The sequence below is a fragment of the Pontibacillus sp. ABV4_188 genome, from assembly GCF_056311905.1.
The window spans coordinates 3,372,771-3,398,735 of the sequence record NZ_CM149975.1 but is presented as its reverse complement, the minus strand read 5'-3'; the positions used below and the strand labels follow the sequence as shown (position 1 = coordinate 3,398,735).

The following is a 25,965-nucleotide window of genomic DNA, read 5'->3' as shown; positions in this document are numbered from 1 at the left end:
TAATACATGAGCCAGAAATCGATAAGTGTTAAAGGGGCTCGTGCCCATAATTTAAAAAACGTCGATATTGATATACCGAAGAATAAATTAGTCGTGCTAACAGGACTTTCAGGTTCAGGGAAGTCTTCTCTGGCCTTCGACACTGTTTACGCGGAAGGACAACGTCGATACGTAGAATCTCTCTCTGCTTACGCGCGTCAATTCTTAGGTCAAATGGATAAACCGGATGTAGACTCTATCGAGGGTCTTTCTCCGGCTATATCCATTGACCAGAAGACAACAAGTAAAAACCCGCGATCTACTGTAGGTACGGTAACAGAGATTTATGATTATCTGCGCCTTTTATACGCACGTGTGGGACACCCCACCTGCCCGAACCATGGTATTGAAATTACATCCCAAACTGTTCAGCAAATGGTCGACCAGCTTCTTGAATACCCTGAGCGTACAAAAATGCAAATTCTTGCTCCTGTAGTGTCGGGGCGGAAGGGGCAACACGTAAAAGTCCTCGAAAACTTGAAAAAAGAAGGATATGTAAGGATCCGCGTTGACGGAGAAATGCGTGAAATAACAGAAGACATTTCTCTTGAGAAAAATAAAAAACACTCTATTGAAGTGGTCATTGACCGTATTGCGATTAAAGATGGCGTATCAGGTCGTCTGTCTGATTCTGTAGAGACGGCGTTACGTTTAGGTGAAGGTCATCTAGTCGTTGACGTGGTGGATGGTGAAGAGCTTCAATTCAGTGAGCATCACGCGTGTCCAATCTGTGGGTTTTCTATTGGTGAACTTGAGCCGCGGATGTTCTCGTTTAACAGTCCATATGGAGCATGTACGCGCTGTGACGGTCTTGGGACGCAGTTAGAGGTGGACTTAGAGCTTGTAATTCCGGATTGGAGTTTAACGCTAAATCAACATGCCATTGCCCCATGGGAGCCAAATAGTTCACAGTATTATCCACATCTTTTAAAGAGTGTGTGTGACCACTATGGGATTGATATGGATATTCCGGTGAAAGATATTCCGACGTATCAAATGGACCGCATCCTTTATGGAAGTGGTGATGAAAAGATTTACTTCCGTTATGAGAATGATTTTGGAAAAGTACGAGAAAATCATATCTATTTCGAAGGCGTTGTATCAAACGTAGAGAGAAGATACCGTGAAACGTCTTCTGACTATATCCGTGAACAAATGGAAAAATATATGGCTCAGAAGAAGTGCCCTAAGTGTAAAGGGTATCGTTTAGATGAGAAACCGTTAGCGGTTCTTGTTAATGGCAACCATATAGGAGAAGTTACGGATCTTTCAGTACATGAGGCCTACAATTTCTTTAGTAACGTAGAGTTATCGGAGAAAGAAGAAACGATTGCTCGCATGATCTTGAAAGAAATCTGCGATCGATTAAGTTTCCTAATTAATGTGGGCATAGACTATCTAACACTTTCTCGCTCTGGCGGTACGCTCTCAGGCGGTGAGGCGCAGCGTATTCGATTGGCTACACAAATTGGTGCAGCATTAACAGGTGTTTTATATGTGCTTGACGAGCCTTCTATTGGTCTTCACCAAAGAGACAATGATCGCCTCATTTCAACGCTTCAGAATATGAGGGATTTAGATAATACGCTGATTGTGGTTGAGCATGATGAAGATACAATGCTAGCTGCAGATCACCTAATTGATATTGGGCCTGGAGCAGGGGCGCATGGAGGACAAATTGTATCAAGTGGTACTCCTCAAGAAGTAATGGAAGATAAAGGATCCCTAACTGGACAATATCTATCAGGTGAAAAGTTTATTCCACTTCCTCAAGAGCGTCGTAAGCCGGATGGAAGGTATGTGGAAGTCATTGGTGCTGAAGAGAACAACTTGAAGAATGTGAATGCAAAGTTCCCATTAGGCGTCCTTTCAGCAGTAACTGGTGTATCAGGATCTGGTAAGAGTACACTGGTTAACGAGATTTTACACAAGAGCCTGGCTCAACGTCTTCATAAGAGTAAAGTGAAGCCTGGTAAGCATAAAGAAGTAAAGGGTCTGGATCATTTAGAAAAAGTAATTGATATTGATCAGTCTCCGATTGGACGAACGCCACGTTCAAACCCTGCTACGTATACAGGTGTCTTTGATGATATTCGTGATGTATTTGCCCAAACCAATGAAGCGAAAATTCGCGGGTACAAAAAAGGACGTTTCAGCTTTAACGTTAAAGGCGGACGTTGCGAAGCTTGCCGAGGCGACGGGATCATCAAGATTGAAATGCACTTCTTACCGGATGTCTATGTTCCGTGTGAGGTCTGTGACGGAAAGCGATATAACCGAGAAACGCTTGAAGTGAAGTATAAGGGGAAGAGTATTGCAGACGTTCTTGCCATGACGATTGAAGAAGCTTATGATTTCTTCGAAGCAATCCCTAAAATAAAGCGTAAGCTGTCTACCATTTTTGATGTTGGACTTGGATATATTAAGCTAGGTCAACCAGCTACAACCTTATCTGGTGGTGAGGCTCAGCGTGTGAAGCTAGCAAGTGAGCTTCATCGTCGCTCGACAGGACGCTCCTTATATATCCTTGATGAACCAACAACAGGTTTACACGTAGATGACATATCAAGGTTATTAATGGTTCTTCAGCGCCTTGTTGATAACGGAGAGACTGTTTTAATTATTGAGCACAATTTAGATGTGATTAAAGCTGCTGACTATTTACTCGACCTAGGTCCAGAGGGTGGAGCTAATGGTGGTCAGATTATTGCTACAGGAACTCCAGAAGAAGTTGCCGAACAAACTCAATCTTATACAGGCCATTATCTAGGACCTATATTAGAAAGAGATCGTAAACGTATGGAAGAGAAGCTACAGAAGCGTGAGAAGATATCAAAATAAAAGGAGCCAGTGTCCCATTTTGGGGACTCTGGCTTTTTTTTGGTCAATTTAATCAATTTCACGAAAATACATACCAAATGTCTCAGAATTTGAGGCATTCCCCCTGCCACATTAAATTTCCTCTCATAGACTAATACAAACAAAAAGAAAGGAGTGTGAGATCATGTGCTTTGAGCAAGAAGTGCGTATCTGCAAATTAGAAAAGGAACTTGATAGACTAAGAAACCAATCTAAACAAGACAAGCAGGAAAACGAACAAGATCAAGATCAAAAGCAAAATCAGAAGCAGAAAAATGAAGTTGATGTTGAAAATGTTGGGAATTCGAATGTTCGAGTTTACAATGATAGTAATATGTTTCTTGTTATGGCTTTCCTTTTATTCATGTTCCGTGGGGGAAATGGTACGGGAGCTGGAGAGGAAGCGGAGAATGGCAGTAATCTTAACTTAGAAGAATTAAGAGCGGTTATGGAAATGATGAAAGAGTTAAAACTTTCATAGCGTTTTAAAGGAGATCTATTTAGATCTCTTTTTACATAGAATGTAGATTCTTTGACGATTGTGCGCTATTTTGGGTATGGTATAGAAAGACATAAGTTCTAGAGAGGGGTCCGTCGTATGGAAACGATCCAAATCGATCACGTCCAAAAAGCGCTTGAAGATTTAGCGCATAAAGATGTATATATTCATTTAGAAACTACTAACGGTGCTTATGCGCGCCACTTTGATTCTAACGCATATAATGTAGGAGCATTCATTCGTAATGCTCAGGTAAAATATACGCAAGCCAAGATTATTGGTCATGAATCCTACCGTGTCGGATTAAAGACGCAATTAGGTTGGATTTATGCAGAAGGCTTAACAGACTGGGAGCTTGATGATCAAGGTCGTTTGTTAATGGCTGGCCATGATAATGAAGGCCGGTTAATGGTTGCTTTAGAAATTAGCGAGACGCCGTTTAAATAATAAATGAAAAGTGAGGGAACGTAACATGGGTCAACATGTCGCCATAATTTTACCGCACCCTGATGATGAAGCATTTGGGTGTTCAGGCACGATTCTTGAATTCAGAGAAAAAGACATTCCTGTAACCTATTTCTGTGGAACACTAGGAGAAATGGGCCGTAATATGGGAAGCCCGTTTTTTGCTAATCGTGAAACGTTGCCTGAAATTCGTAAAGAAGAGTTACAAGATGCTTGTAAAGAGTTAGATATTAACTTAGAAATGCTAGGCTACCGTGATAAAACGTTAGAATTTGAAGATCGTACTGAGGTTGCAAAGGATCTAAAACAGCGTCTTGAGGAAATAAACCCAAGCCTTGTGATTACGTTTTATCCTGGGCATGCTGTCCACCCGGACCACGATGCAATGGGAGCAGCAGCGATTAAAGCTGTTGAAATGATGGATGAGTCTAAGCGTCCTGAAGTATGGGCCAAAGCCATTACGCATAATCGTCGTGAATTGCTGGGTGAACCTGACATTGTACGTGATGTAGAGGATTACTTCGAAGGTAAGATGAGAGCGATTGAAGCACACCGTTCTCAGGCAGAGGGTATGATGAAGCAGTTCCGTGATAGTCCAAACCTGAAGGAGATTAATTCTGAAGGGCGTAAGCTGTTAAAATACGAAGAATTTTATAAGTGGACGTTTTAAAGGGGTCCCCTTGCTTTTCTGATGAGAAGCAAGGGGATTTATTTTTACTTGAACTATGCCTCCTAATGTGAAAACTTGAAGCTGAGGAAATGTTCCTGCTTGCTTTAATTGAGTGTAAGGTGGGCCTGGAAACCACTCGCTTTCCTGTGGGGAGCTGGTGAGCCTCCTCAACCGGCAAAGCCGGTCTCCGGGGTCTCACCTAGGCTCTTCTGCCCACGGGAGTCTCGCAGTTTCCAGGCCCACCTTTTCCATATTAGGGGGAACAGGCTACACGAAGATTCTATTTGGGACCACAACATTCCAGCCGTAGGCCGTAGCCAAAATATGCAAACACCATTACTACTCAATAAACTTACCGATACATTCACCCTAACTCCTCCCCAGTCTTTAAGATTAAGTTCTTATCCTCAATTAGCTTAACAACATTAAACTTGAACAGAACCATAGTTTTATAGAAGGAACTATGTAGAGAATCGAGAATGAGAATTAAATAAGTCGAAATTGAAACATATAGATCCTATGATGCGTATAAAGATTAGGATGATAAAGGAGAGATGAACCGTGCAGGAAGAGAGAAAGCAGATTTTGACGATGCTTCAAGAGGGGAAGATTTCTACAGAGGAAGCGGAGGAGTTACTGGATGCTTTGGCTTATGCAAGTGATGTTAAGGAAACGGAGGGGCAAGAAGGTGAATCAGCAGAGCTTTCTAAGAAAGTGGATTGGGATGCGCGGCAAGATCACAAGGCTTACCATTCTGGATCAACGAAGCAACGTTTTAAAAGTTTAGTAGGAGAAGCCTTTAAGAAAATAAAAAATGTAGATTTAGATTTCAACTTTGGTTCGTATGAAAGTGTTCATCATATTTTTCAGCATCAAGGGGTAACGTTTACTAAGGTATATATTGATGTGGCGAATGGAAATGTAATCATGAAGCCTTGGAAAGAACAAGATATGCGCCTTGAGTGTCAGGCTAAAGTGTACCAAGTCAATAATCAGGATGAAGCTCGTGAGCGATTTATGGATATGAAGAACTTTATTGTTAGTGACGATGTTCTTAAGTTTGAAGTGAAATCGAAGAAAGTTAAGACGGATGTAACGCTGTGGGTACCAGAGAAATCGTATGAAGACGTTTCGCTTCGTGTCTTTAATGGGAAGATAGAAGCAGAAGGTCTTCCTGTTCATGATTTAGACGTTAAAACATCCAATGGAGACATAAGTCTTCATAAGATGGAAGGTCATGAGTGGGAGCTAAGTACTTCAAACGGGTCTATAACTGCTGAGCAAGTGAAATGTGATGATTTGGAGACCGAAATGATGAATGGGTCTGTGAATTTAGCAGGGGACTTTGGTAAAGTGGATTCGCAAGTTATTAACGGAAACATTAAATGTAATTGGCAAGGGGATCGTGGACATACTGGTTTCTTTAAAACGACAACTGGGAATGTGCATCTGATTGTACCTACATCTCTACGCTTACATGGCAAAATGTTCACCAATCTCGGAAGTCTACACTGCCATTTGCCAGATTTTAAAACGATCTCAGAACAGAAGGAAACGTTGAAGAAAGAGTTGAAATTTGAAACAAACCCTAACCTGGATCACATTTTGCATGTTGAAGCGGAAACCAAAACAGGTTCTGTGAAAATACAAGGTGATGAAGGGGGAAGTTTATAAAGGAGTGAGAGGATTATGAATTGGCTCTTTAGTATTATTTTAAATGCTGTGGCGATCATTGCCGTTGATCAATTATTTGATTCAATATACTTAGAAGGGATTGGAACGGCTATCTTAGCAAGTTTCATTCTTTCGATCTTAAATGTGATTGTACGTCCGATATTAGTCGTTTTAACCTTACCGATTACTGTTTTATCGCTAGGATTATTCTTATTTGTCATCAACGCAATTACGCTAATGATTACGCAAGGCTTACTCGGAAGTAGCTTTGAGATTGAAGGATTTGGCATGGCGATCCTTGCTGCCATTATCTTATCTATCTTAAATCTAATCCTGAACCAACTTTTCAAAGACGCTAAGAAATAAAACTGATCCCACTGGGATCAGTTTTTTTATTGCCCTATTATGAAGGAGAGTTAAATGGTGCTTTAGCAAAGTGAAGGGTGCCAGACACGCGTTGTTGCTTTAGCGAACTGCAGGGTGTCTGGCACGGTGTGGTGCTTTAGAGTGTAGAAGGAATGTGGTTTTTTTGTTTGGGTTGTTTTGTTTCCACAGAGTTTTGTAAAAAATGCTACAATAGGGGAAGTGATTATTGAGGATAACCTACAGGGAGGATTACATATGTCGAAAGTTCGAACCCAGGATTTGTTGGATCAATTTAATCTAGAGATTGTTGCTGGTGAGGATGGCGTTCACCGTGAGATTTCAACAAGTGATATTTCTAGACCTGGAATGGAAATGGCGGGCTATTTTAAGTATTATCCGTCTGAGCGTTTGCAATTGCTTGGCAAAACGGAGTTGTCGTTCTTTAACGAACTCAGTGAAGAAAATAAAAAAGATCGTGCAGTTAAATTATGTACAGATATTACACCAGGTATTGTGATTACACGTGGAATGGAAGTGCCTGATGCGCTTATAGAGGCAGCAACTGAGGCGGGTGTGCCCATTATGCGATCTCCGCATAAGACGACTCGTGTTATTAGTCGGCTAACCAACTTCTTAGAAACGAAGTTTGCACCGTTTACAGCTATACACGGCGTTCTAGTGGACGTTTATGGCGTAGGTGTTTTAATAACAGGACAAAGCGGTGTGGGTAAAAGTGAAACAGCTCTTGAACTGGTCAAGAGAGGTCACCGTCTTGTAGCTGATGATAGTGTAGAGATTCGTCAGGAAGACTATGATACGTTAATCGGAAACTCACCTTCTCTTATTGAACACCTTTTAGAGATTAGGGGCTTAGGTATTATTAACGTGATGACATTGTTTGGGGCCGGGGCCGTTCGCAGCTTTAAGCGAATTACATATTGCATAAACCTCGAACTATGGGAAAAGAACAAACAGTATGATCGCCTAGGTTTAGAAGAGGAAACGATGAAAATCATGGATGTAGAGATTCCTAAAGCTACTGTGCCGGTGCGACCAGGCCGAAACCTTGCTGTTATTATTGAAGTAGCCGCGATGAATTTCCGTTTGAAGCGCATGGGTGTAAATGCTGCTGAGGAATTCTCCCACCGTTTAACCGGTATGATTGATGAGAATAAAGCTGGTTCACCGAAAGGAGGATTCCCAGGTGCAGACGTGTAGTCCAGATCCTATAAGTCGAGTTTTTCTAGACCTGGGGCCTTTCACAATTTATTGGTATGGTGTCATTATCGCAACAGGCGCTTATCTAGGGTTGTGGCTTGCTATGCGGGAGTCAGAACGGCTTGGTTTTAAGAAAGACACATTTGTTGATTTAGTTGTGTTTGCAATTCCAATCGCAATTATTTCAGCTCGTATCTACTATGTTATTTTTGAATGGGAACGGTATGTGAATGGTTCCTTAATCGATATATTTGCAATCTGGGAAGGCGGTATTGCCATCCATGGTGCACTGATCGGTTCTGTTGCGACAGCCGTTGTATTCGCTCGAGTTCGGAAACTTCCATTTTGGCAGCTTGCTGATATCGCAGCACCTAGTATCATTTTAGGTCAAGCCATTGGACGCTGGGGGAACTTTATGAACCAGGAAGCTCATGGTGGCCCTGTTTCAGAATCCTTCTATCAGAATTTCATGCAATTCTTACCAAATTTCATCAATCGTCAAATGTGTATTGAGGGGGTTGTGTACCACCCTACCTTTTTATACGAATCCGTGTGGAACATACTCGGCTTTGTATTCTTATTGGTGTTGCGCAGGTTCAATCCACGTCGCGGTGAGGTATTCTTAAGTTATGTCATTTGGTATTCATTCGGACGTTACTTTATTGAGCAAATGCGTACAGATAGCCTTTATATCATTGGCTCACTTCGGACAGCACAAGTGATCTCCATTATTCTGATCTTAATGGCATCGGCACTCATTATTTACCGCCGTAAAACAAATAAAGCAAATCGAGATTATGAAGGCAACAAACTAAACAAGTAAGGAGGGGGTCCCTTGCCTGGTATAGTGCAAAGAGGGTTGAAACAAGGCGTGGATGTGACGTGGTCGCTTGGAAAAGTCATATTTCCAATCACGTTACTTGTAACGGTTCTCCGGTTTACTCCTGTATTAAAGTGGATTATGGAATGGATTACACCACTCATGAAGTGGATCGGGCTGCCAGGTGAGGCGGCGATTCCGCTTGTCTTAGGGAACTTTTTAAACCTCTATGCTGGTATCGGTGCTATTGTATCTTTTGATTTCACCGTAAAAGAGGTATTTATTATGGCAGTTATGATGTCGTTCTCTCATAACTTGCTAATCGAATCAACAGTGGCTTCAAAAGTAGGGGTGAAATGGTGGTTTGTTGCAGGGATTCGCTTATCACTTGCATTCCTTTCAGCCATACTAATAAATGCCTTCTGGCAAGGCGGTTCTGAATTGGCCCAGTATGGACTTATTACACAACAACCTGATCCAGAGGGGTATTTGGCGATTGCGTTACTTGGTGTTAAAACGGCCTTCATGAGCGTTGTCCAACTTGCTGCCATTGTTATTCCTCTTATGGTTGGAATGCAGTGGCTAAAGGAAAAGAATTGGTTAAACCTATTCTCTAAATGGCTCGCACCTTTCACACGTGTGTTAGGGGTAGAGCGCAACGCATCAATGACTCTTGTGGCCGGACTTGTTATTGGTCTAGCTTATGGAGCTGGTCTCATGATTCAAGCTGTCAAAGAAGATGGAGTGTCGAAAAAAGACATGTACCTGTCGCTGATTTTTCTGGTTTCTTGTCACGCGGTTGTGGAGGACACACTGATTTTCATACCGCTTGGGATTCCTGTTTGGCCGTTGTTATTAATTCGATTAATAACGGCTATCGTATTAACAGCTATTGTCGGTTTCGTTTGGAACCGAACTACATCAAAAGGAAAGGAAGCCACATATGACCATACGCACTCTTCTATTTGATTTAGATGGAACTTTAATTAATACAAATGATTTAATTATTGCATCGTTTCTTCATACTACAAAAACCTATTCTAAAGAGGAATACACGAGAGAGGACGTTCTAAAGTTTATTGGACCTCCCCTTGAAGAAAGCTTACGAAAAATCAATCCAGAAGCAGATGTAGAAGAAATGATGAACACGTATCGTACTCATAATCATGAGAACCATGATCGTCTCGTGGAAGCTTACGACGGTGTTGTTGAAACGTTAGAAAAACTTAAGCAAGCAGGGTTTAAGCTAGGTATTGTTACAACAAAGATGCGTCAAACAGTAGACATGGGAATTGAGCTTACCCATATTGCTGATAAATTTGAAACGATTGTAACTTTAGATGATGTAACGCATGCTAAACCTCATCCAGAACCGGTCGTTCGTGCAATGAAAGAGCTTGATGCGAAACCTGAGGAGACTATCATGGTAGGGGATAACACACATGATATTGAATCAGGACAGAATGCCGGTACCAAAACAGCAGGCGTAGCTTGGACAGTAAAAGGGCGTAAAGTATTGGATGACTTAGAACCAGACTATATGCTTGAACATATAAGTGATATTTTAAAAATCGTGATGGAGTGATCCTATGAGAAACACTGAGCGTCACCGGGTGAAAGAGGCCAATTCACTCTGGCACGTCTATAAGACAGTCCCGTTTTGGAAGGTCGTCAAGAATTTTGTCGTCATTCAACTGGCGCGTTATACGCCATTTTTGCCGGTGAAAAATTGGTTATATCGTACATTCCTTCGTATGGATATCGGTGACCAGGCGGCTTTTGCTCTTATGGTGATGCTCGATGTGATGTTTCCAGAAAAAATCTCTGTTGGGCGAAATACGGTGATTGGTTATAACACGACCATTTTAGCGCATGAGTACTTGATCAAAGAGTATCGCTTAGGAGATGTTAAGATTGGCAGTAACGTTATGATTGGGGCAAATTCGACCGTATTGCCTGGCATAACGATTGGTGACGACGCAATTGTTTCAGCTGGAACGCTCGTACATAAAGACGTTCCACCAGGCTGCTTTGTAGGTGGAAACCCTATGCGAGTCATCTACGACCAAGAAGAAATGTCACGACGCCAGACAGAAGATACTTTTTTAAAGGACTAGCCCACCACTAGTCCTTTTTAAATGCACCTGCGCTTTGCCACTATAAAGGATGAACGGGTGCCAGACACCATTCAGTATGGTAATGCTGTATAACACTAAAGGGTGCCAGGCACCCTTTAGTGTATTAAAGGAGGAATGGGTATGGAGTTGCCGAAGGGGGTTTTGTCGGCGGTTAAGAGTATTAAGCATTTTGAGCAGTTGCTTGAGAGTGATGAGGAAGTGATCATTTTATTAGAAACAAGGTTGTCGTTGCTACCTAAGTTAGTTAGGAAAGCCAGGAAGCACGGAAAGAAAATCCTTGTTCATACTGATTTAATTCAAGGGCTAAAAAATGATGATTATGGTTTGGAGTTTTTATTTCATGAAGTAAAACCTCACGGAGTTATTTCAACAAGGTCTAATGTAATAACAGCAGCTAAAAAACACAATATATTAGCGGTCCAACGTTTATTTCTTATCGACAGTCAAGCCCTTGATCGGAATGTTGCGATTATGAAAAAGACTCAACCAGATTACGTTGAAGTCTTACCAGGATTAATCCCATCATTTATTTCTGAGATTAAAGAAGAGTTAGGGATCCCCATTATTGCAGGTGGTTTAATTCGAACTAAAGAAGATGTTCAATTGGCATTAGCAGCAGGAGCTCATGCCGTTTCAACATCGAGGAAAGAGTTATGGGAAATAGAATAGAGTTGACAGCGTTTTCAATAAATAGTATAGTAGACGTCACAAGTTAACATTAGTGGCGGAGAGTAGGAGAACCACACGCACTTGTAGGACTTTCGATGTAAGATCGTCCTAAACAAGAAGCGTGTGGTTTTTTATGTGACCAAAGGTGGTATAGCTATCTAAGCCAGCATCTAAAGAAAGAAGGTATATTATGACAGAATTTATAGGCGAAATGATCGGCACGATGATCCTGATCATCTTTGGGGGCGGCGTCGTAGGTGGCGTTGTACTTAAAGGATCAAAAGCTGAAGGTACCAGTTGGGTATTAATATCTTTTGGATGGGGCCTTGCTGTAATGCTTGCCGTCTACGCTGTTGGGAAAGTCAGTGGAGCACACATTAACCCAGCGGTAACACTAGGCTTTGCGATGGTAGGAGAGTTCCCGTGGAGCAAAGTTCCGAAATACTTAAGTGCACAGTTTGTAGGTGCCTTTATCGGGGCAATAGTTGTATTCTTTCACTATTTACCTCACTGGAAAGAAACAGAAGACCAAGGAGCGAAGCTGGCAGTGTTCTCAACTGATCCAGCGATTCGAAGTCCTTTATCCAACTTTGTAAGCGAAATCATAGGGACGTTTATGTTAGTAATGGGTCTATTATTCATTGGAGCTAATGACTTCACACAAGGATTAAATCCAGCAATCGTAGGACTTCTCATAACAGCGATTGGCATGTCACTAGGGGGTACTACAGGGTATGCGATTAACCCTGCCCGTGATATTGGGCCGCGTATAGCTCACTATGTTTTACCCATTCCAGGTAAGGGAACATCAGATTGGAGATACGCCTGGGTTCCGTTATTTGGACCTATAGTCGGGGGGATCTATGGTGGTCTTTTCTATAAAGCTATTTTTGTGAACGATCTCATGGTAGCCTTTTGGGTATTTACTGTATTTATTTTAGCTATCTTTTTAACAGCCGCACGTAAAGAACTGAAGCAAGCAAACAAGGAGGATGTTCAGTCATCCCGTGCAAACGCATAATTTAAGATAAAGGGAGATGAGAGAAATGGAAAAATATATTTTATCTATTGATCAGGGGACAACTAGTTCTAGAGCAATTTTATTTAATAAAGAAGGGGTTATCATTGAAACGGCTCAGAAAGAATTTCAACAATTCTTCGAAAAACCAGGTTGGGTCGAACATGATGCGAATGAAATTTGGACGTCTGTATTAGGGTGTATTGCAGATGTACTTAGAAAGTCAGAGGTAGAGCCTGAACAAATTGCAGGGATTGGTATTACCAACCAGCGTGAAACGACAGTTGTATGGGATAAGAATTCCGGTCGTCCGATCTACAAAGCTGTTGTATGGCAATCTCGTCAAACAGCGCCAATTTGTAATGAACTTCGCGAACAAGGGTATAACGATACATTCCGTGACAAAACTGGTTTACTGCTAGACCCTTACTTCGCAGGAACAAAAGTGAAGTGGATTCTTGATAACGTAGATGGTGCTCGTGAGAAAGCTGACAACGACGAGCTGATGTTCGGTACCATTGATACGTGGTTAATTTACAAACTATCTGGTGGAAAAGCCCACGTTACTGATTACTCCAACGCGTCCCGTACTCTTATGTACAATATTTATGATCTGAAATGGGATGATGAGCTTCTTGAGATCTTAGGTGTTCCAAAATCCATGTTGCCAGAAGTACGTCCTTCTTCAGAAGTTTATGCAGACACAGTTGATTACCACTTCTTTGGTAGTGAAGTTCCAATTGCAGGTGTAGCAGGGGATCAGCAATCAGCCCTATTTGGTCAAGCTTGTTTCGAAAAAGGAATGGCGAAAAACACGTATGGTACAGGCGGATTTATGCTAATGAATACGGGAGAAGAACCTGTGAAATCCGATCATGGACTCTTAACCACTATTGCTTGGGGACTTGATGGGAAAGTAGAATACGCACTTGAAGGAAGTATTTTCGTATCTGGTTCTGCCATTCAGTGGCTACGTGATGGTCTTGAAATGATTAAAGATGCTCCTCAAAGTGAGCAATTAGCGGGCGGTGTAGATTCTACAGATGGTGTTTACGTTGTACCGGCCTTTGTGGGACTTGGAACGCCGTACTGGGATAGCGATGTTAGAGGAGCTGTATTTGGTCTGACTCGTGGTACAAAGAAAGAGCACTTCGTACGTGCTACACTTGAATCGCTTGCCTATCAAACGAAAGATGTTCTGAACGCTATGATTAGCGATTCTGGACTAGACTTAAAGACAATGCGTGTAGACGGAGGAGCCGTTAAAAATAACTTCCTCATGCAATTCCAAAGTGACATGATTGATACCCAAGTTGAGCGTCCAACAGTAAATGAAACAACAGCTCTAGGTGCAGCTTATCTTGCAGGTCTTGCGGTTGGTTATTGGGATAGCAAAGATAAAATTGAAGAGCGTTGGCAAAAAGATAAAACCTTCGAACCGGAAATTTCTGAAGAAAAACGTGAAGAATTGTATGAAGGTTGGCAGAAGGCTGTTAAAGCCGCACAAGCATTTAAGTAACTCAATTTAAGCAGAATGATGTGCAAACCTTAAAATTCTGTTATAATGAAAGCACAAGTTAACACGATTCGGTTGGAGAAACGGAGAGACCACAAATCCTTTACGGGAAAACTGTAAAGGGGTTTGTGGTCTCTTTTTTTATGCCTACTCATCCCCTTGAGTTCTTAAGCAAGTCGGAGGTGAGCAAGGGGCCTCCGCTTTTGATGACGTCCAGCTGCAGGGCCCACCCCCTCGAGGTCTTAAGCACGAACGTTCCATGAAGAAAAACGCTTCATTGCACATTCGTGCTTAAGCAAGTCGGGGGTAACCGGGCCCTTCCGCTTTTGATGGCGTCCAGCTACGGCCCCTACCTCCTCGAGGTCTTAAGTCCAACTGCTGCGTGAAGAAAAACGCTTCACTCCGCATTTGGTCTTAAGCAAGTCGGAGGTGAGCAAGGGGCCTCCGCTTTAGTGGGCATCCAGCTGCAGGGCCCATCCCCTCGAGGTCTTAAGCATGACCGTTCCATGAAGAAAAACCGCTTCATGGTACGGTCATGCTTAAGCAAGTCGGGGATAAGCAGGGCCCTTCCGCTTTTGAGAGTGGCACATTGCTTAAAAATCTCTAGCGTATGTGGGGCGATTCTTGGGTATACCATAATTGTAGGCAACTGAATCGGAGTATTGGAAAAAGGAGCGAATTTGAAATGAAGACATTTTCTAGTTTACAACGTAATGAAATCTATAACGAGATGGAGAAAGAGACCCTTGATGTGTTAGTTATTGGTGGTGGAATTACAGGTGCGGGGATTGCACTTGATTCGGCTACGCGAGGGTTAACAACAGGTGTTCTAGAAATGCAAGATTTTGCTGCTGGTACATCGAGTCGTTCAACGAAACTCGTTCATGGTGGTCTACGTTACTTAAAACAATTCCAAGTTGCGATGGTAGCAGAGGTAGGTAAGGAGCGTGACATCGTTTATCAAAACGGACCTCACGTGACGACACCTGAATGGATGCTATTGCCGTTCCATAAAGGCGGAAACTTCGGCCCTCTTTCTACAAATTTAGGTCTGCGTGTTTATGATTATTTAGCTGGCGTTAAGAAGAGTGAGCGACGTAAGATGCTTTCAGCTAAGGAAACGTTAAAGCGTGAACCACTTGTGAAACGTAATGGTCTAAAAGGCGGTGGGTACTATGTTGAGTACCGCACAGATGACGCTCGTCTTACACTTGAAGTGATGAAGAAAGCTGTTCAAAAAGGAGCCCATGCTCTTAACTATACAAAAGTAGTAGATTTCCTTTACGAAGAAGGGAAAGTAACAGGTGTTGAAGTGGAAGACCAGTTAAGTGGTGAACGTCGTCACCTATATGCGAAGAAAATTATTAATGCTGGTGGACCATGGGTCGATACGCTTCGTGAGAAAGATGGGTCTAAGAAAGGAAAAACCCTACAGCTAACTAAAGGGGTGCACCTTGTATTTGATCAACAAACATTCCCTCTTCAACAAGCGATCTACTTCGATACACCTGATGATCGTATGGTCTTTGCTATTCCGCGCGATGGTAAAACGTATGTGGGAACGACAGACACTGTATATGAAGGTGAAATTTCTCACCCTAAAATGACAGTGGATGATCGTGATTATATCCTAAGTGCGATTGATTATATGTTCCCAACTCTATCTATTACAGCAAATGATGTGGAATCAAGCTGGGCAGGTCTTCGTCCATTAATTCATGAAGAAGGAAAAGACCCATCTGAAATCTCTCGTAAGGATGAGATCTTTGAATCGGATTCTGGATTGATTTCTATCGCTGGTGGTAAGCTGACTGGTTACCGTAAGATGGCTGAGAATGTCATTAACCTTGTAACGGATCACTTAAAAGATGAAAATGGCAAAAACTATCCAAAAAGCCAAACAAAAGAACTGCCTGTCTCTGGTGGTGAAGTAGGGGGAGCGAAAGGCTTCCAAAAATTCAAAGAACGTAAAACAGGTGAAGGTGTAGCTTACGGCTTAACCGAAGAACAAGCACGAGGACTTGTACAACTTTATGGTGCTAACGTTGGTAAAGTTTTTGAATTCTATCAAAATAATAAAGATGAAGCAGAACGCGAAGGCTTAGACCCGCTTGTATTCGCGATGCTGAAGTATGGAATGGAGTATGAGTTAACGGCTAAACCAGTCGACTTCTTTATTCGTCGTACGGGTGCACTATTCTTCGATATCCATTGGGTTCATAAGCATAAAGAGTCTGTTATTGCTTATATGGCTAGAACATTCAACTGGACCGATGAGCAGATCGACATTTACATTTATGAACTTATTGAGCTACTAGAAGAAGCCGTAACACCAATTCCTGCTCAATAAAGTGAAACCTCACCCCTCTTCTATTCGTAAGTATAAGTAGAATAGTTGAAATGGGTGAGAGTATGCAAAATATGCAGGAACTACTGCGGAATGACGCAATGCGCCAAGTTAAATTAGGGAGTATCTTTTTGGGGATTACACTCATTGTGTTCTTATCCCCTTTCCTCTTTTCTTTTAACATGTTGAATTTCTTTGTGATTGCACTGCCATTTTTCTTTATAGGCATTGCGATGATGGGGAGTGCTGCAAGGGATTTTCGTTTCTCAAAGCTAGCTGAACAGCAACCGGACACGTTAAGCCAGTCCTCTGGCGAAGGGTGGCCTACGAGGATGTATCTGAGTACAGAAGTAACCTATGAACATACAGGACGTCTGTATGATTTGCACGGGGATCTCTATTCTCATTTACAAGAGGAAGGTCCTTGGTATTGGAAGATCGTTACCGGTCTCGCTGCAATCCTTAGTGCTCATCCCTTTGCTCCCAGATGGTTTGCTTATTATAATGCAAAGGATCAAATGAAGTATAAGGTTGAGAAAAAAGGCGGCCTTAAAGCTCGATATTATGTCAGGACACCTAAAGGCGCCTTGGCGTATTATATGGAAGCTGTTTGGAAAAAAGGTGGCGGGTTAACGTTCTATATGTATGAACAAGACCGCCTCCTTTGGCAGGCGACTACTGACAAGTTTATGGACACGATTACGGTGTTAGATCCTGAGCAGTTAAGTGTAGTGGAAATGAAAAAAGATGCAATACCAATCGAAGCCGCCGATCGCTTTGGATCAAAGCCAGGTTTTCTCTTGCAACGCTATGACCAAGAGGCGATGCCTGAATCGCTGCAGCTGTTCTTGTATATAATTAATCACCGACGAAGCATGTAAAAACACAAAGCCTATGAGCGCTGTCTTAACGACAGTGCTCATAGGCTTTTTTGTGTAGATGGGGGGCGTTATATCAATGAGGGCTTGAGAATGGACTCGCTTTCCAATAAACAAAGTGATTCAAAAAAAGAACATAAAGATTATAATGAATTTTCTCCCAATCTATGATACTCTATCTTTAAATGTTAACCATTAATGAAACGTAGTTAACGAAAAGGGAGGTAATAAAGATGGTGAAGAAGAAATGGACAGCTTTAGACATTACAATGGGGAGTTTATTTGTGGCGATGATGGCTGTGGGGGCTAATATTACAAGTATTGCTCCATTTATGGTAATCGGCGGGGTACCGATTACGCTTCAGACATTTTTCGCAATCCTGGCGGGGCTTGTTCTTGGGAGTCGACTCGGGGCTTTTTCAATGCTTGTCTACATGTTGCTTGGGTTAGCTGGTACGCCTATATTTGCACAATTTAAAGGTGGGGCAGGAATGATGATGGGTCCTACGTTTGGATTTATTATATCTTATATCGCTTGTGCTTATATTGCAGGAAAAATGGTAGAGAGGAAGCGTACGTTACCAATGTATATTGCTGCTGCTCTTACAGGGATGGCCGCCAACTATATCTTTGGTACGAATTGGATGTATGCAGCATACGTTTTATGGTTTGATGCACCAGTTGGGTTTACTTACACAATGGCATGGGGCTGGATGATGCTTCCGCTGCCTAAGGATATAGCATTAAGCATTGTAGCTGGTTTCTTAGGGATCCGCCTTGAAAAGAGTGTATTAGCGAACAGTCAATTTAGGCGAGAAAGACGCAGGTCGGTAGCGTAAACTTGTGTCGTTTATGAACCACAACACAATAATGTTCCATACAACTATTTGTAGAAGGCGAAATCGTTAACGATTTCGCCTTTTAGCGTTTTTAATCGCACTTTCTAGACTCTATTTCTTCACTAACCTGTATAACTGGCTCATCCCATGGATGATTTGGATAAATTCCTTCAAAATATGTTCTCTTAGGAATTAGAGCTTTGTTCAGAGTGTACTTGGGGAAAGATAGAAAGAGGTAGGGAAGTTTAATGCGTTGACGTTCTTTCTTTATCATGTTATCGTATTAGCACGCTAAAGGATTTTGATTATTTTACTCAAATCAACGGAAATAGAGAGGGGTACATTGTTTTGGCAAATCGTCTTATGTTCGAAAAACCACTAGGGATGCGCGATACGCTTCCTTTTTTCTATCAACAAAAACGAAAAGCTCGTGAAGCAGTTTCACATAGAATTGAATCTTGGGGATATCAATTTCTGGACACCCCAATGATGGAATACTTAGAAACAGTTGGAGAGGCTAGTGCGATCGGAGAAACACAGCTGTTTAAACTATTGGATCAGCAAGGCCATACGCTCGTTCTTCGTCCGGATCTTACATCACCAATTGCTCGTGTAGCCGCGTCGCAGTTAAAGGAACAAGGGTATCCGCTTCGTTTAAGCTATGACGGTCCTGTATTTCGTGCTCAACAAATCGAAGGCGGGAAGCCTGCTCAATTTGAACAAGTTGGTGTGGAGTATATCGGTGAGAACTCGATTTACGCTGATGCAGAGGTTATTGCCTTGCAGATTGAAACACTGAAAGCTGCCGGACTAGAAGAGTTCCAGTTAACAATAGGTCATATTGGATATGTAAAAGGCCTTTTAAAAGAAGTCTTTGGAGATGAAGAAGAAACGCAAGAAGAGTTTTTGCGTTATTTATATAGAAAGAATTACGTTGGTTTCAGAAAAGCGTTAGAACAAGTTGCTCTCTCAGGTGAGAATAAGGCTAGGCTGAAGCAATTGCTTTCTCTTAGAGGACAAAAAGATGTATTAGCAACTGCTGAAGAAATTACGACAAATGGCGCTTGTCACCGTGCGACCAAAGAGCTGAAACAGCTACAAAACCTCCTGGAATCATACGGGGTGAGTGAGTACGTATCATTTGATCTAAACCTCATTAGTCATATGAGTTATTATACAGGGATTTTATTTGAAGGATATGCTCCGCACTTAGGCTCGCTTCTTTGTAATGGAGGCCGTTATGATCAGTTGCTTCCATCTTTCCAATCTACAGCTTCTGCGACAGGATTTGCGATTCGAGTTGACCGTTTAGTTGAAGCCATGGAACAACGTGAGGGCCAAGTGGGACCCATTCTTGTCATGTACGAGCCGCATACCTTTGATCAAGGTTTACAGGTGGCACAAGAACTTCGTGCTGAAGGCGAGCAAGTCATTTTGCAGAATAAAGCGTATTACGAAGAAGGACAGAACAGTTACAAACAAGTGATTGACGTGACGGAAGGGGGCGCTTCTGTTGAATAATTGGTTAACCATTGCAATGCCGAAGGGCAGAATTTTTGAAGAGGCGGCTGAACTTCTTCAGAAAGTTGGCTATGATTTTACAGATGTAGAGGATTCGAGAAAGCTAATTTTAGATTTCCCTGAATATAAAGTGCGTCTTATGATGGCAAAGCCTATGGATGTAGTCACTTATGTAGAATATGGGGCTGCTGACTGTGGCATTGCAGGGAAAGATGTGTTGTTAGAACAAGATCGGGACGTCTATGAAGTGCTAGATTTACAGATAAGTGGATGCTACTTGGCGGTGGCTGGTTTACCAGACAATCCTCTTAGCAAAATTGCGCCAAAGATTGCAACGAAATATCCGCGTGTGGCCTCCGAATACTTCCGTGAGCAAGGTGAGCAAATTGAGATTATCCCACTAAACGGATCGATTGAGCTAGCACCTCTCATTGGATTAACGGATCGTATTGTGGATATTGTATCTTCAGGACAGACGCTACGAGAAAATGGTCTTGTAGAATATGAGAAGATTGCTGATATTACCTCTCGCTTTATTGTAAATCCAGTTAGTTACCGGATAAAAAATGAACAACTTGATCCACTTATTGAAGCATTAAGTGAGTACGTCTAAGGAGGGTGGACCCATGAAGATCATCACACCTACAGAAATTGATGCATTTAAAAGAACGGTAGATGGCGGTACAGAAGAGCAAAGATCTACTGTTCAAACCATTATTGAAGATGTTAAAGAAAAACAGGACAAAGCTGTTCTCTCTTACACGTTGCAGCTTGACGGAGCTGATTTGGAAAGCTTAGCTGTCACGAAAGAAGAATTTGCCCATGCAAGACGTCAACTTGACCCAAATGATGTAGCTGTTTTAGAAGAAGCGTGCGCAAATATTCGTTCGTTCCACGAAAAGCAAGTTCGGAATTCGTGGTTCGATACTGATCAAGACGGAACCGTGTTAGGCCAAAAAATCACACCTCTTGATGCAGTTGGTGTTTATGTTCCAGGAGGGACAGCAGCTTATCCATCGTCTGTTTTTATGAATGTGATGCCAGCCATTGTAGCGGGTGTGGAACGGATCGTCATGGTATCTCCTCCATCTGAAGAAGGAACATTACCAGCGGGTGTACTTGTGGCTGCAGAAATAGCAGGGGTCAAGGAGATTTATAAAGCTGGAGGCGCGCAGGCAGTTGCGGCGCTTGCGTATGGAACAGAATCCATCCAGCCCGTTGATAAAATTGTTGGTCCAGGGAATGTCTACGTAGCTCTAGCGAAACGAGAAGTTTTTGGCGATGTCGATATTGATATGATTGCGGGCCCAAGCGAAATTGTCGTTCTAGCTGATGAGACAGCATTTGCGAGTGATATTGCAGCAGATTTACTTTCACAAGCTGAACACGATGCCAGATCTTCGAGCGTATTAGTGACATCTTCACAGGAACTCGCCGAAGAGGTGGCCAAAGAAGTCCGTCAACAACTTGAGGACCTTCCGCGTAAACAAATAGCTGAAGCAAGTGTGAACGACTATGGCGGAATTGTCGTTTGTGATAACTTGTCTCAGGCAGTAGATGTAGTTAATGAGTTAGCTCCGGAACACTTAGAAGTGCAGACGAAAGAGCCATTTATGCTATTAGGGAAAATTAAGCATGCAGGTGCCATCTTTTTAGGGAGATATAGCTCAGAGCCTATCGGGGACTATTTTGCCGGTCCGAATCACGTACTGCCTACAAGTGGAACAGCACGCTTCTCTAGCCCACTTAATGTAGATGACTTCGTGAAGAAATCAAGCGTCATTTATTACAGTAAGGCTTCTTATGATAAACATGCAGATAAAATTGCTCGATTTGCAAGATTAGAAGGGTTAGAAGCCCACGCTCGTGCAGTAGAGACGAGAAAGGAGTCAGGTGAGAAATGACAGAAGAACGAGTAAGTCGAATCGAACGAGAAACAGGAGAAACAAACATAGCACTAGATTTAGCTATCGATGGTACAGGGAAAGGGACGATCCATACACAAGTTCCTTTCCTCACTCATATGCTTGAATTATTTAAAAAGCACGGTTTCTTCGACCTAACCGTTGAAGGAAAAGGTGATGTGGAGGTAGATGATCACCATCTGACGGAAGATATCGGTATTTGTCTAGGTCGGGCGCTTCGAGAAGCATTATTGGATAAAGCGGGCATCAAGCGTTATGGATCTTTTTCACTTCCTATGGATGAAACGCTTGTAACGGTTGCTGTAGACCTGAGTGACCGTCCACATCTCGAATGGAGAGCGGATTTGCCAGCTTCTAGAGTGGGCACCTTTGATACAGAGAATGTTCATGAGTTTTTCTGGAAGCTTGCGCTTGAAGCTCGCATGAATTTACATATCGTTGTGCATCACGGGACGAACACGCATCATATTATTGAGGCAATCTTTAAAGCAACAGCCCGTGCACTTGATGAAGCTACGCAAATTGATCCTCGTATTCAAGGCATTATGTCGACAAAGGGGAGTTTGTAAATGATCGGTATTATCGATTACGGGATGGGGAATTTATTCAGCGTTTCAAAAGCGCTAGAACGTTTAGATGTTCCATATGTCCTAACAAGCGATCCGGAACAACTTGCTCAATGCGAAGGGCTAATTCTTCCTGGAGTAGGAGCTTTTCCTGACGCCATGAAATCATTAGCTGAAACAGGCATGAAGGATTTTGTCTTGTCTAAAGCAGCTGAAGGGATGCCGCTTCTTGGTATTTGTTTAGGGATGCAGCTCTTGTTTGATGAAAGTGACGAAGGAGGCATGACAGAAGGGTTAGGCTTGTTGCCAGGGAGTGTGGTCCGTTTTAAAGGAAGTGATTCAGAAGGGAATCGTTTTAAGGTTCCTCATATGGGTTGGAATCACCTTGATCCACAGCAACCTAGTTCACCCCTTCTTCAGAATGTGGAAGATGGTTATGTTTATTTCGTTCATTCTTACTACGTTCAAGCTAAACAGCGTGAGGACATCATCGCAAGTGCTCAGTATGAAACAGAAGTACCTGCAGTAGTCGGTAGAGCGAACGTATTTGGGGCGCAATTTCACCCGGAGAAGAGTGGGGACACGGGCATGACAATTTTACGAAACTTTTGTGACCTGGTCAGTAAGGGAGGAGTCGAATGATGAGTCAATTTACAATCTATCCAGCAATCGATATGAAAAACGGGAAATGTGTACGTCTTGAACAAGGAGATTTCGATAAAGAAACGATTTACGGGGATTCACCGTTTGATGTAGCAAAGGGCTTTCTAGACCAAGGGGCTGAATGGATCCACATGGTGGACTTGGACGGTGCGAAAGAAGGAAAGCGTATAAATGCAGAGCACATCCTTCGTGTTGTTGACGAGTTGTCTGTAAACGTACAAATGGGAGGCGGCATCCGAAACAAAGAAGATGCCGCATACTATTTAGACCGTGGTGTAGACCGCGTTATTATTGGAAGCCTGGCTATTTCGAACCCGGAATTAACGAAAGAATTAGTAGAAGAATACGGAAGCAAGATTGCAATAGGATTAGATGCGCGTGATGGATACGTGGCAACGGATGGCTGGTTAACGAAATCTGATCGTACAGCGATTGAGGTAGGACAATACTTTGCTGAAGCGGGTGTTGAGACGTTTATTTATACCGATATCTCAAAAGACGGTATGATGAGCGGGCCAAGTACAGATCAAATTGTCGAGTTAGCCAAACAAACGGGGAAAGAGGTAATTGCCTCTGGTGGTGTTCGTAATATTGAAGACCTTGTAAGCTTGAAAAAATATAGTGATCAAAATGTTGGTGGAGCTATTGTTGGAAAAGCCATTTATACGAAAGAACTTCCCTTAAGAAAAGCATTAACTGAGGTGAACCAATAATGCTTACAAAACGTATTATTCCCTGTTTAGATGTGAAGGATGGCCGTGTTGTAAAAGGGGTTCAATTTGTTCAGATCCGTGATGCAGGTGATCCAGTCGAGCTGGCTACGGTTTATGATAAACAAGGGGCAGATGAGCTTGTATTTTTAGATATCTCAGCTTCTCACGAAGGGCGAAAAACGATGATCGAAGTCGTTCGTGAAGTTGCAGGAACGCTTGCGATTCCATTTACAGTTGGGGGAGGCATTGGTTCTTTAGAGGACATGCGCGCTATTTTGCGGGCAGGAGCTGATAAAGTATCGTTAAACTCAGCGGCTGTTCGTAACCCGGAATTGATTACGGAGGGATCGGCCTATTTCGGGGCGCAGTGTATTGTTGTAGCAATAGATGCACGTTTCGATGATTCGCTTGGCTCTTGGCGTGTATATACACACGGTGGACGTAACGCTACTGAATGGGAAGTGCGTGACTGGGCTAAGTATGTTGTAGAAAAAGGGGCAGGGGAAATCCTGTTAACAAGCATGGACCAAGATGGTGAGAAAACAGGTTTTGATCTTGATCTTCTTAAGGCGGTTCAACAAGTTGTTGATGTTCCTGTTATTGCTTCAGGGGGAGCAGGCAATGGGCAACATTTCGTAGATGTTTTCAAGGAAGCGGACGCTGATGCTGCACTCGCAGCTTCGATCTTCCACTATAAAGAAACATCCGTACAGAGTGTGAAAGGTGAATTAAAAGAAAACGGGGTGCATGTGAGATGAATGTAGAAACCATACAATTTGATGAAAAAGGACTTGTTCCAGCAATTATACAAGATGCACGTAGTAAAGAAGTTCTGACACTTGCTTATATGAATGAAGAAGCCGTTAACAAATCAGTGGAATCAGGAGAGACACACCTATACAGCCGTTCTCGTCAAGAGTTATGGCACAAAGGAGCTACGTCTGGGAACACTCAATCCATCGAATCAATGAAGTATGACTGCGACCAAGATGCTGTATTGCTACAAGTGATTCCTAAAGGGCCTGCTTGTCATAAAGGGGACTATTCTTGTTTCTCAGAAACGGTGTATGGGAAAGATAAAGAATCCAAAAGCAATCGTTATCAAATTCTCGACGATTTACAAAGTACGTTGGCAGAACGTCTAGCCACCTTACCAGAAGGGTCCTATACATCTCAGTTATTCCAAGAAGGTGTGGACCGAATCCTTAAGAAAGTAGGTGAAGAAGCAGGAGAAGTCATTATTGCTGCTAAGAATGATGACGCAGAGGAATTAACTTGGGAAACGGCAGACTTGTTATTCCATACGCTTATGTTGCTTACTGAAAGAGGCGTTCCATTCGACGATGTGCTTGGCGCCTTAGAAGGAAGAAACCGCAAAAAGTGAGTCGTATGGATAAAAACGGAATCGCTCCTATAATCCCCTTTACAAATATGGTATACTGCTAAAGGAATGTTACGGTTCGAAGATAGGAGGACCTACATGCATACTTCAAACAACAATACTGGTGGGGCTGTTGTTGATAATATCATTCCGTTCACCCCTGAAGGAGAGTTTTACTTCAATAAAGGTGTTCGTGCTTTCAGAAAGCGTGAATTTGAAAAAGCATCAAAATGGTTACGAAGAGCGGTTGAATTATCACCAAAGCAACCGGTTTATCAATGCCAGCTTTCTGTCGTGCATACAGAGACGGGTGATTATCATACAGCAAACCAGATTTTAATGAATGTATTAGCAGATTTTGGCCATGAATATGTCGATTGTTATTATCTTATTTCAAATAACTATGCTCACTTAGGGTTATTTCAGGATGCTAAGAAGTACGCTAAAGAGTACTTAAACAAAGCTCCTGAAGGTGATTTTAAAGAAGAAGCAGAGCAATTAGTCTCTGTGCTAGATATAGAAGAAGAAGAGGATGAGGACGACGATTGGGCGTTTGAAGAAGAAGATGAATTAATGATGCACCAAGAGTCGGCTTTTTATTATATGGAGCGACAACAGTGGAAGGAAGCTCTACCCATTTTAGAGGAAATGATCCGTCTCTTTCCTAATTTTGTATCGGCTAAGCATGATTATGCCGTATGTCTCTTTTTCGCGGGTGAAGAGCAAGAAGCAATAGAGCTAGAAGAAGAATGGCGTGAGCAGGAACCCTTGTCTCTTCACTCTATGTGTAATCTGTCTGTGTTTTATTTCCATCAAGGAAAGGCTCAACAAAGTCAGATGCACATACAAAAACTTCGAAATGTGTATCCTATAGGAGAACAACAAAAACTTCGTGTAGCTGCTACTTTAACCCAAGTCGGGGAGTACGAAGCAGCGTATGATCGTTTTCGCCGGTTGGAAAAAGGTAAACTAAAAGGGCACTTATCTTATTATAAATGGTTCAGCATAGCGGCTTACCATACCGGAGAGCCTTCTAAAGCGTTAAGCTTATGGGAGGAAGGATGCACTAGACACCCAAATTTAGCAGAACAAGGCGGACCGTGGCAACAAGGATAAAATACCCTCATGAGCATTTAGATAGACTCACTTGGACATATTTTATACCATGAGATTACAGCAAA

26 protein-coding genes are annotated in these 25,965 nt (G+C 42.4%); all 26 read left to right on the top strand.

Annotated features, from left to right (window positions below):
- Positions 1 to 6: 6 nt before the first annotated feature.
- The 26 genes from uvrA (at position 7) to ACYX4O_RS17260 (ending at position 25,900) form a co-directional block, all read left to right on the top strand.
- Positions 7 to 2,880 carry an excinuclease ABC subunit UvrA gene (uvrA, locus tag ACYX4O_RS17385; RefSeq protein WP_476352620.1) on the top strand — a complete coding sequence of 958 codons (2,874 nt, stop codon included), beginning with the start codon at positions 7 to 9 and terminating at the stop codon, positions 2,878 to 2,880.
- A gap of 163 nt (positions 2,881 to 3,043) precedes the next feature.
- Positions 3,044 to 3,379 (top strand): hypothetical protein, encoded by a 336-nt coding sequence (locus ACYX4O_RS17380; RefSeq protein ID WP_476352618.1) that lies wholly within the window; start codon positions 3,044 to 3,046, stop codon positions 3,377 to 3,379.
- 117 nt (positions 3,380 to 3,496) lie between these two features.
- Complete coding sequence (locus ACYX4O_RS17375) at positions 3,497 to 3,844, top strand: YojF family protein (RefSeq protein WP_036782888.1); 348 nt, start codon at positions 3,497 to 3,499, stop codon at positions 3,842 to 3,844.
- Positions 3,845 to 3,869: 25 nt separating this feature from the next.
- Positions 3,870 to 4,532 (top strand): bacillithiol biosynthesis deacetylase BshB2, encoded by a 663-nt coding sequence (gene bshB2 / locus ACYX4O_RS17370; protein WP_188656141.1) that lies wholly within the window; start codon positions 3,870 to 3,872, stop codon positions 4,530 to 4,532.
- A 561-nt stretch (positions 4,533 to 5,093) separates the two neighbouring features.
- Complete coding sequence (locus tag ACYX4O_RS17365) at positions 5,094 to 6,206, top strand: DUF4097 family beta strand repeat-containing protein (RefSeq protein ID WP_476352615.1); 1,113 nt, start codon at positions 5,094 to 5,096, stop codon at positions 6,204 to 6,206.
- Between the two features lie 15 nt (positions 6,207 to 6,221).
- On the top strand, positions 6,222 to 6,572 hold the full coding sequence (locus ACYX4O_RS17360; RefSeq protein ID WP_188656139.1) for a phage holin family protein: 351 nt from the start codon (positions 6,222 to 6,224) through the stop codon (positions 6,570 to 6,572).
- A 255-nt stretch (positions 6,573 to 6,827) separates the two neighbouring features.
- Positions 6,828 to 7,790, top strand: a complete 963-nt coding sequence (hprK, locus tag ACYX4O_RS17355; protein ID WP_476352613.1) for an HPr(Ser) kinase/phosphatase — start codon at positions 6,828 to 6,830, stop codon at positions 7,788 to 7,790.
- The gene (lgt, locus tag ACYX4O_RS17350; protein WP_476352611.1) at positions 7,777 to 8,613 is read left to right on the top strand and encodes a prolipoprotein diacylglyceryl transferase; all 837 of its coding nucleotides are present in this window, start codon (positions 7,777 to 7,779) and stop codon (positions 8,611 to 8,613) included. Before hprK ends, lgt begins: the two co-directional genes overlap by 14 nt.
- Before the next feature lie 12 nt (positions 8,614 to 8,625).
- Positions 8,626 to 9,579, top strand: a complete 954-nt coding sequence (locus ACYX4O_RS17345) for a nucleoside recognition domain-containing protein (RefSeq protein ID WP_476352610.1) — start codon at positions 8,626 to 8,628, stop codon at positions 9,577 to 9,579.
- Positions 9,554 to 10,195: a pyrophosphatase PpaX gene (gene ppaX / locus ACYX4O_RS17340; protein ID WP_476352608.1), complete on the top strand. Its 642-nt coding sequence runs from the start codon at positions 9,554 to 9,556 to the stop codon at positions 10,193 to 10,195. Before ACYX4O_RS17345 ends, ppaX begins: the two co-directional genes overlap by 26 nt.
- A 4-nt stretch (positions 10,196 to 10,199) precedes the next feature.
- Positions 10,200 to 10,727, top strand: a complete 528-nt coding sequence (locus ACYX4O_RS17335; protein ID WP_476352607.1) for an acyltransferase — start codon at positions 10,200 to 10,202, stop codon at positions 10,725 to 10,727.
- Positions 10,728 to 10,868: 141 nt separating this feature from the next.
- Positions 10,869 to 11,417, top strand: coding sequence for a glycerol-3-phosphate responsive antiterminator (locus ACYX4O_RS17330; protein ID WP_476352605.1), 549 nt, complete (start codon positions 10,869 to 10,871; stop codon positions 11,415 to 11,417).
- A 190-nt stretch (positions 11,418 to 11,607) separates the two neighbouring features.
- Entirely contained in the window at positions 11,608 to 12,438 is an 831-nt protein-coding gene (locus ACYX4O_RS17325; protein WP_476352603.1) for an MIP/aquaporin family protein, read from the top strand.
- A 25-nt stretch (positions 12,439 to 12,463) separates the two neighbouring features.
- Positions 12,464 to 13,954, top strand: coding sequence for a glycerol kinase GlpK (glpK, locus tag ACYX4O_RS17320; protein WP_476352601.1), 1,491 nt, complete (start codon positions 12,464 to 12,466; stop codon positions 13,952 to 13,954).
- A gap of 682 nt (positions 13,955 to 14,636) precedes the next feature.
- A complete protein-coding gene (locus ACYX4O_RS17315) occupies positions 14,637 to 16,301 on the top strand; it encodes a glycerol-3-phosphate dehydrogenase/oxidase (protein ID WP_476352599.1) in 1,665 nt (554 codons plus the stop codon).
- Between the two features lie 62 nt (positions 16,302 to 16,363).
- Positions 16,364 to 17,179, top strand: coding sequence for a hypothetical protein (locus tag ACYX4O_RS17310; RefSeq protein ID WP_476352597.1), 816 nt, complete (start codon positions 16,364 to 16,366; stop codon positions 17,177 to 17,179).
- Between the two features lie 230 nt (positions 17,180 to 17,409).
- A complete protein-coding gene (locus tag ACYX4O_RS17305; RefSeq protein WP_476352596.1) occupies positions 17,410 to 18,015 on the top strand; it encodes a biotin transporter BioY in 606 nt (201 codons plus the stop codon).
- Positions 18,016 to 18,363: 348 nt separating this feature from the next.
- On the top strand, positions 18,364 to 19,536 hold the full coding sequence (locus tag ACYX4O_RS17300; RefSeq protein WP_476352594.1) for an ATP phosphoribosyltransferase regulatory subunit: 1,173 nt from the start codon (positions 18,364 to 18,366) through the stop codon (positions 19,534 to 19,536).
- Positions 19,529 to 20,149: an ATP phosphoribosyltransferase gene (gene hisG, locus ACYX4O_RS17295; protein WP_188652267.1), complete on the top strand. Its 621-nt coding sequence runs from the start codon at positions 19,529 to 19,531 to the stop codon at positions 20,147 to 20,149. Before ACYX4O_RS17300 ends, hisG begins: the two co-directional genes overlap by 8 nt.
- A gap of 13 nt (positions 20,150 to 20,162) precedes the next feature.
- The gene (gene hisD, locus ACYX4O_RS17290; protein ID WP_476352591.1) at positions 20,163 to 21,440 is read left to right on the top strand and encodes a histidinol dehydrogenase; all 1,278 of its coding nucleotides are present in this window, start codon (positions 20,163 to 20,165) and stop codon (positions 21,438 to 21,440) included.
- Positions 21,437 to 22,030 carry an imidazoleglycerol-phosphate dehydratase HisB gene (gene hisB / locus ACYX4O_RS17285; protein ID WP_476352590.1) on the top strand — a complete coding sequence of 198 codons (594 nt, stop codon included), beginning with the start codon at positions 21,437 to 21,439 and terminating at the stop codon, positions 22,028 to 22,030. Before hisD ends, hisB begins: the two co-directional genes overlap by 4 nt.
- Entirely contained in the window at positions 22,031 to 22,669 is a 639-nt protein-coding gene (gene hisH, locus ACYX4O_RS17280) for an imidazole glycerol phosphate synthase subunit HisH (RefSeq protein ID WP_476352588.1), read from the top strand. It begins immediately after the preceding gene.
- On the top strand, positions 22,669 to 23,403 hold the full coding sequence (gene hisA / locus ACYX4O_RS17275) for a 1-(5-phosphoribosyl)-5-[(5-phosphoribosylamino)methylideneamino]imidazole-4-carboxamide isomerase (protein ID WP_476352586.1): 735 nt from the start codon (positions 22,669 to 22,671) through the stop codon (positions 23,401 to 23,403). The genes hisH and hisA overlap by 1 nt, the downstream gene beginning before the upstream one ends.
- Positions 23,403 to 24,161, top strand: coding sequence for an imidazole glycerol phosphate synthase subunit HisF (gene hisF / locus ACYX4O_RS17270; RefSeq protein WP_476352584.1), 759 nt, complete (start codon positions 23,403 to 23,405; stop codon positions 24,159 to 24,161). Before hisA ends, hisF begins: the two co-directional genes overlap by 1 nt.
- Entirely contained in the window at positions 24,158 to 24,787 is a 630-nt protein-coding gene (hisIE, locus tag ACYX4O_RS17265; protein ID WP_476352582.1) for a bifunctional phosphoribosyl-AMP cyclohydrolase/phosphoribosyl-ATP diphosphatase HisIE, read from the top strand. The genes hisF and hisIE overlap by 4 nt, the downstream gene beginning before the upstream one ends.
- Before the next feature lie 96 nt (positions 24,788 to 24,883).
- A complete protein-coding gene (locus ACYX4O_RS17260; protein ID WP_476352580.1) occupies positions 24,884 to 25,900 on the top strand; it encodes a tetratricopeptide repeat protein in 1,017 nt (338 codons plus the stop codon).
- Positions 25,901 to 25,965 lie beyond the last annotated feature (65 nt).

Excerpts from the sequence above, each read along its gene's own strand:
- ACYX4O_RS17360 (WP_188656139.1), top strand. The coding sequence starts at position 6,222 with ATGAATTGGCTCTTTAGTATTATTTTAAATGCTGTGGCGATCATTGCC.
- hisA (WP_476352586.1), top strand. The coding sequence starts at position 22,669 with ATGAGTCAATTTACAATCTATCCAGCAATCGATATGAAAAACGGGAAA.
- ACYX4O_RS17325 (WP_476352603.1), top strand. The coding sequence starts at position 11,608 with ATGACAGAATTTATAGGCGAAATGATCGGCACGATGATCCTGATCATC.
- ACYX4O_RS17330 (WP_476352605.1), top strand. The coding sequence starts at position 10,869 with ATGGAGTTGCCGAAGGGGGTTTTGTCGGCGGTTAAGAGTATTAAGCAT.
- ACYX4O_RS17315 (WP_476352599.1), top strand. The coding sequence starts at position 14,637 with ATGAAGACATTTTCTAGTTTACAACGTAATGAAATCTATAACGAGATG.
- ACYX4O_RS17260 (WP_476352580.1), top strand. The coding sequence starts at position 24,884 with ATGCATACTTCAAACAACAATACTGGTGGGGCTGTTGTTGATAATATC.
- ACYX4O_RS17375 (WP_036782888.1), top strand. The coding sequence starts at position 3,497 with ATGGAAACGATCCAAATCGATCACGTCCAAAAAGCGCTTGAAGATTTA.
- glpK (WP_476352601.1), top strand. The coding sequence starts at position 12,464 with ATGGAAAAATATATTTTATCTATTGATCAGGGGACAACTAGTTCTAGA.
- ppaX (WP_476352608.1), top strand. The coding sequence starts at position 9,554 with ATGACCATACGCACTCTTCTATTTGATTTAGATGGAACTTTAATTAAT.
- uvrA (WP_476352620.1), top strand. The coding sequence starts at position 7 with ATGAGCCAGAAATCGATAAGTGTTAAAGGGGCTCGTGCCCATAATTTA.
- hisF (WP_476352584.1), top strand. The coding sequence starts at position 23,403 with ATGCTTACAAAACGTATTATTCCCTGTTTAGATGTGAAGGATGGCCGT.
- ACYX4O_RS17305 (WP_476352596.1), top strand. The coding sequence starts at position 17,410 with ATGGTGAAGAAGAAATGGACAGCTTTAGACATTACAATGGGGAGTTTA.
- hisB (WP_476352590.1), top strand. The coding sequence starts at position 21,437 with ATGACAGAAGAACGAGTAAGTCGAATCGAACGAGAAACAGGAGAAACA.
- hprK (WP_476352613.1), top strand. The coding sequence starts at position 6,828 with ATGTCGAAAGTTCGAACCCAGGATTTGTTGGATCAATTTAATCTAGAG.
- hisD (WP_476352591.1), top strand. The coding sequence starts at position 20,163 with ATGAAGATCATCACACCTACAGAAATTGATGCATTTAAAAGAACGGTA.
- ACYX4O_RS17380 (WP_476352618.1), top strand. The coding sequence starts at position 3,044 with ATGTGCTTTGAGCAAGAAGTGCGTATCTGCAAATTAGAAAAGGAACTT.
- hisIE (WP_476352582.1), top strand. The coding sequence starts at position 24,158 with ATGAATGTAGAAACCATACAATTTGATGAAAAAGGACTTGTTCCAGCA.
- ACYX4O_RS17310 (WP_476352597.1), top strand. The coding sequence starts at position 16,364 with ATGCAAAATATGCAGGAACTACTGCGGAATGACGCAATGCGCCAAGTT.
- ACYX4O_RS17335 (WP_476352607.1), top strand. The coding sequence starts at position 10,200 with ATGAGAAACACTGAGCGTCACCGGGTGAAAGAGGCCAATTCACTCTGG.
- hisH (WP_476352588.1), top strand. The coding sequence starts at position 22,031 with ATGATCGGTATTATCGATTACGGGATGGGGAATTTATTCAGCGTTTCA.
- bshB2 (WP_188656141.1), top strand. The coding sequence starts at position 3,870 with ATGGGTCAACATGTCGCCATAATTTTACCGCACCCTGATGATGAAGCA.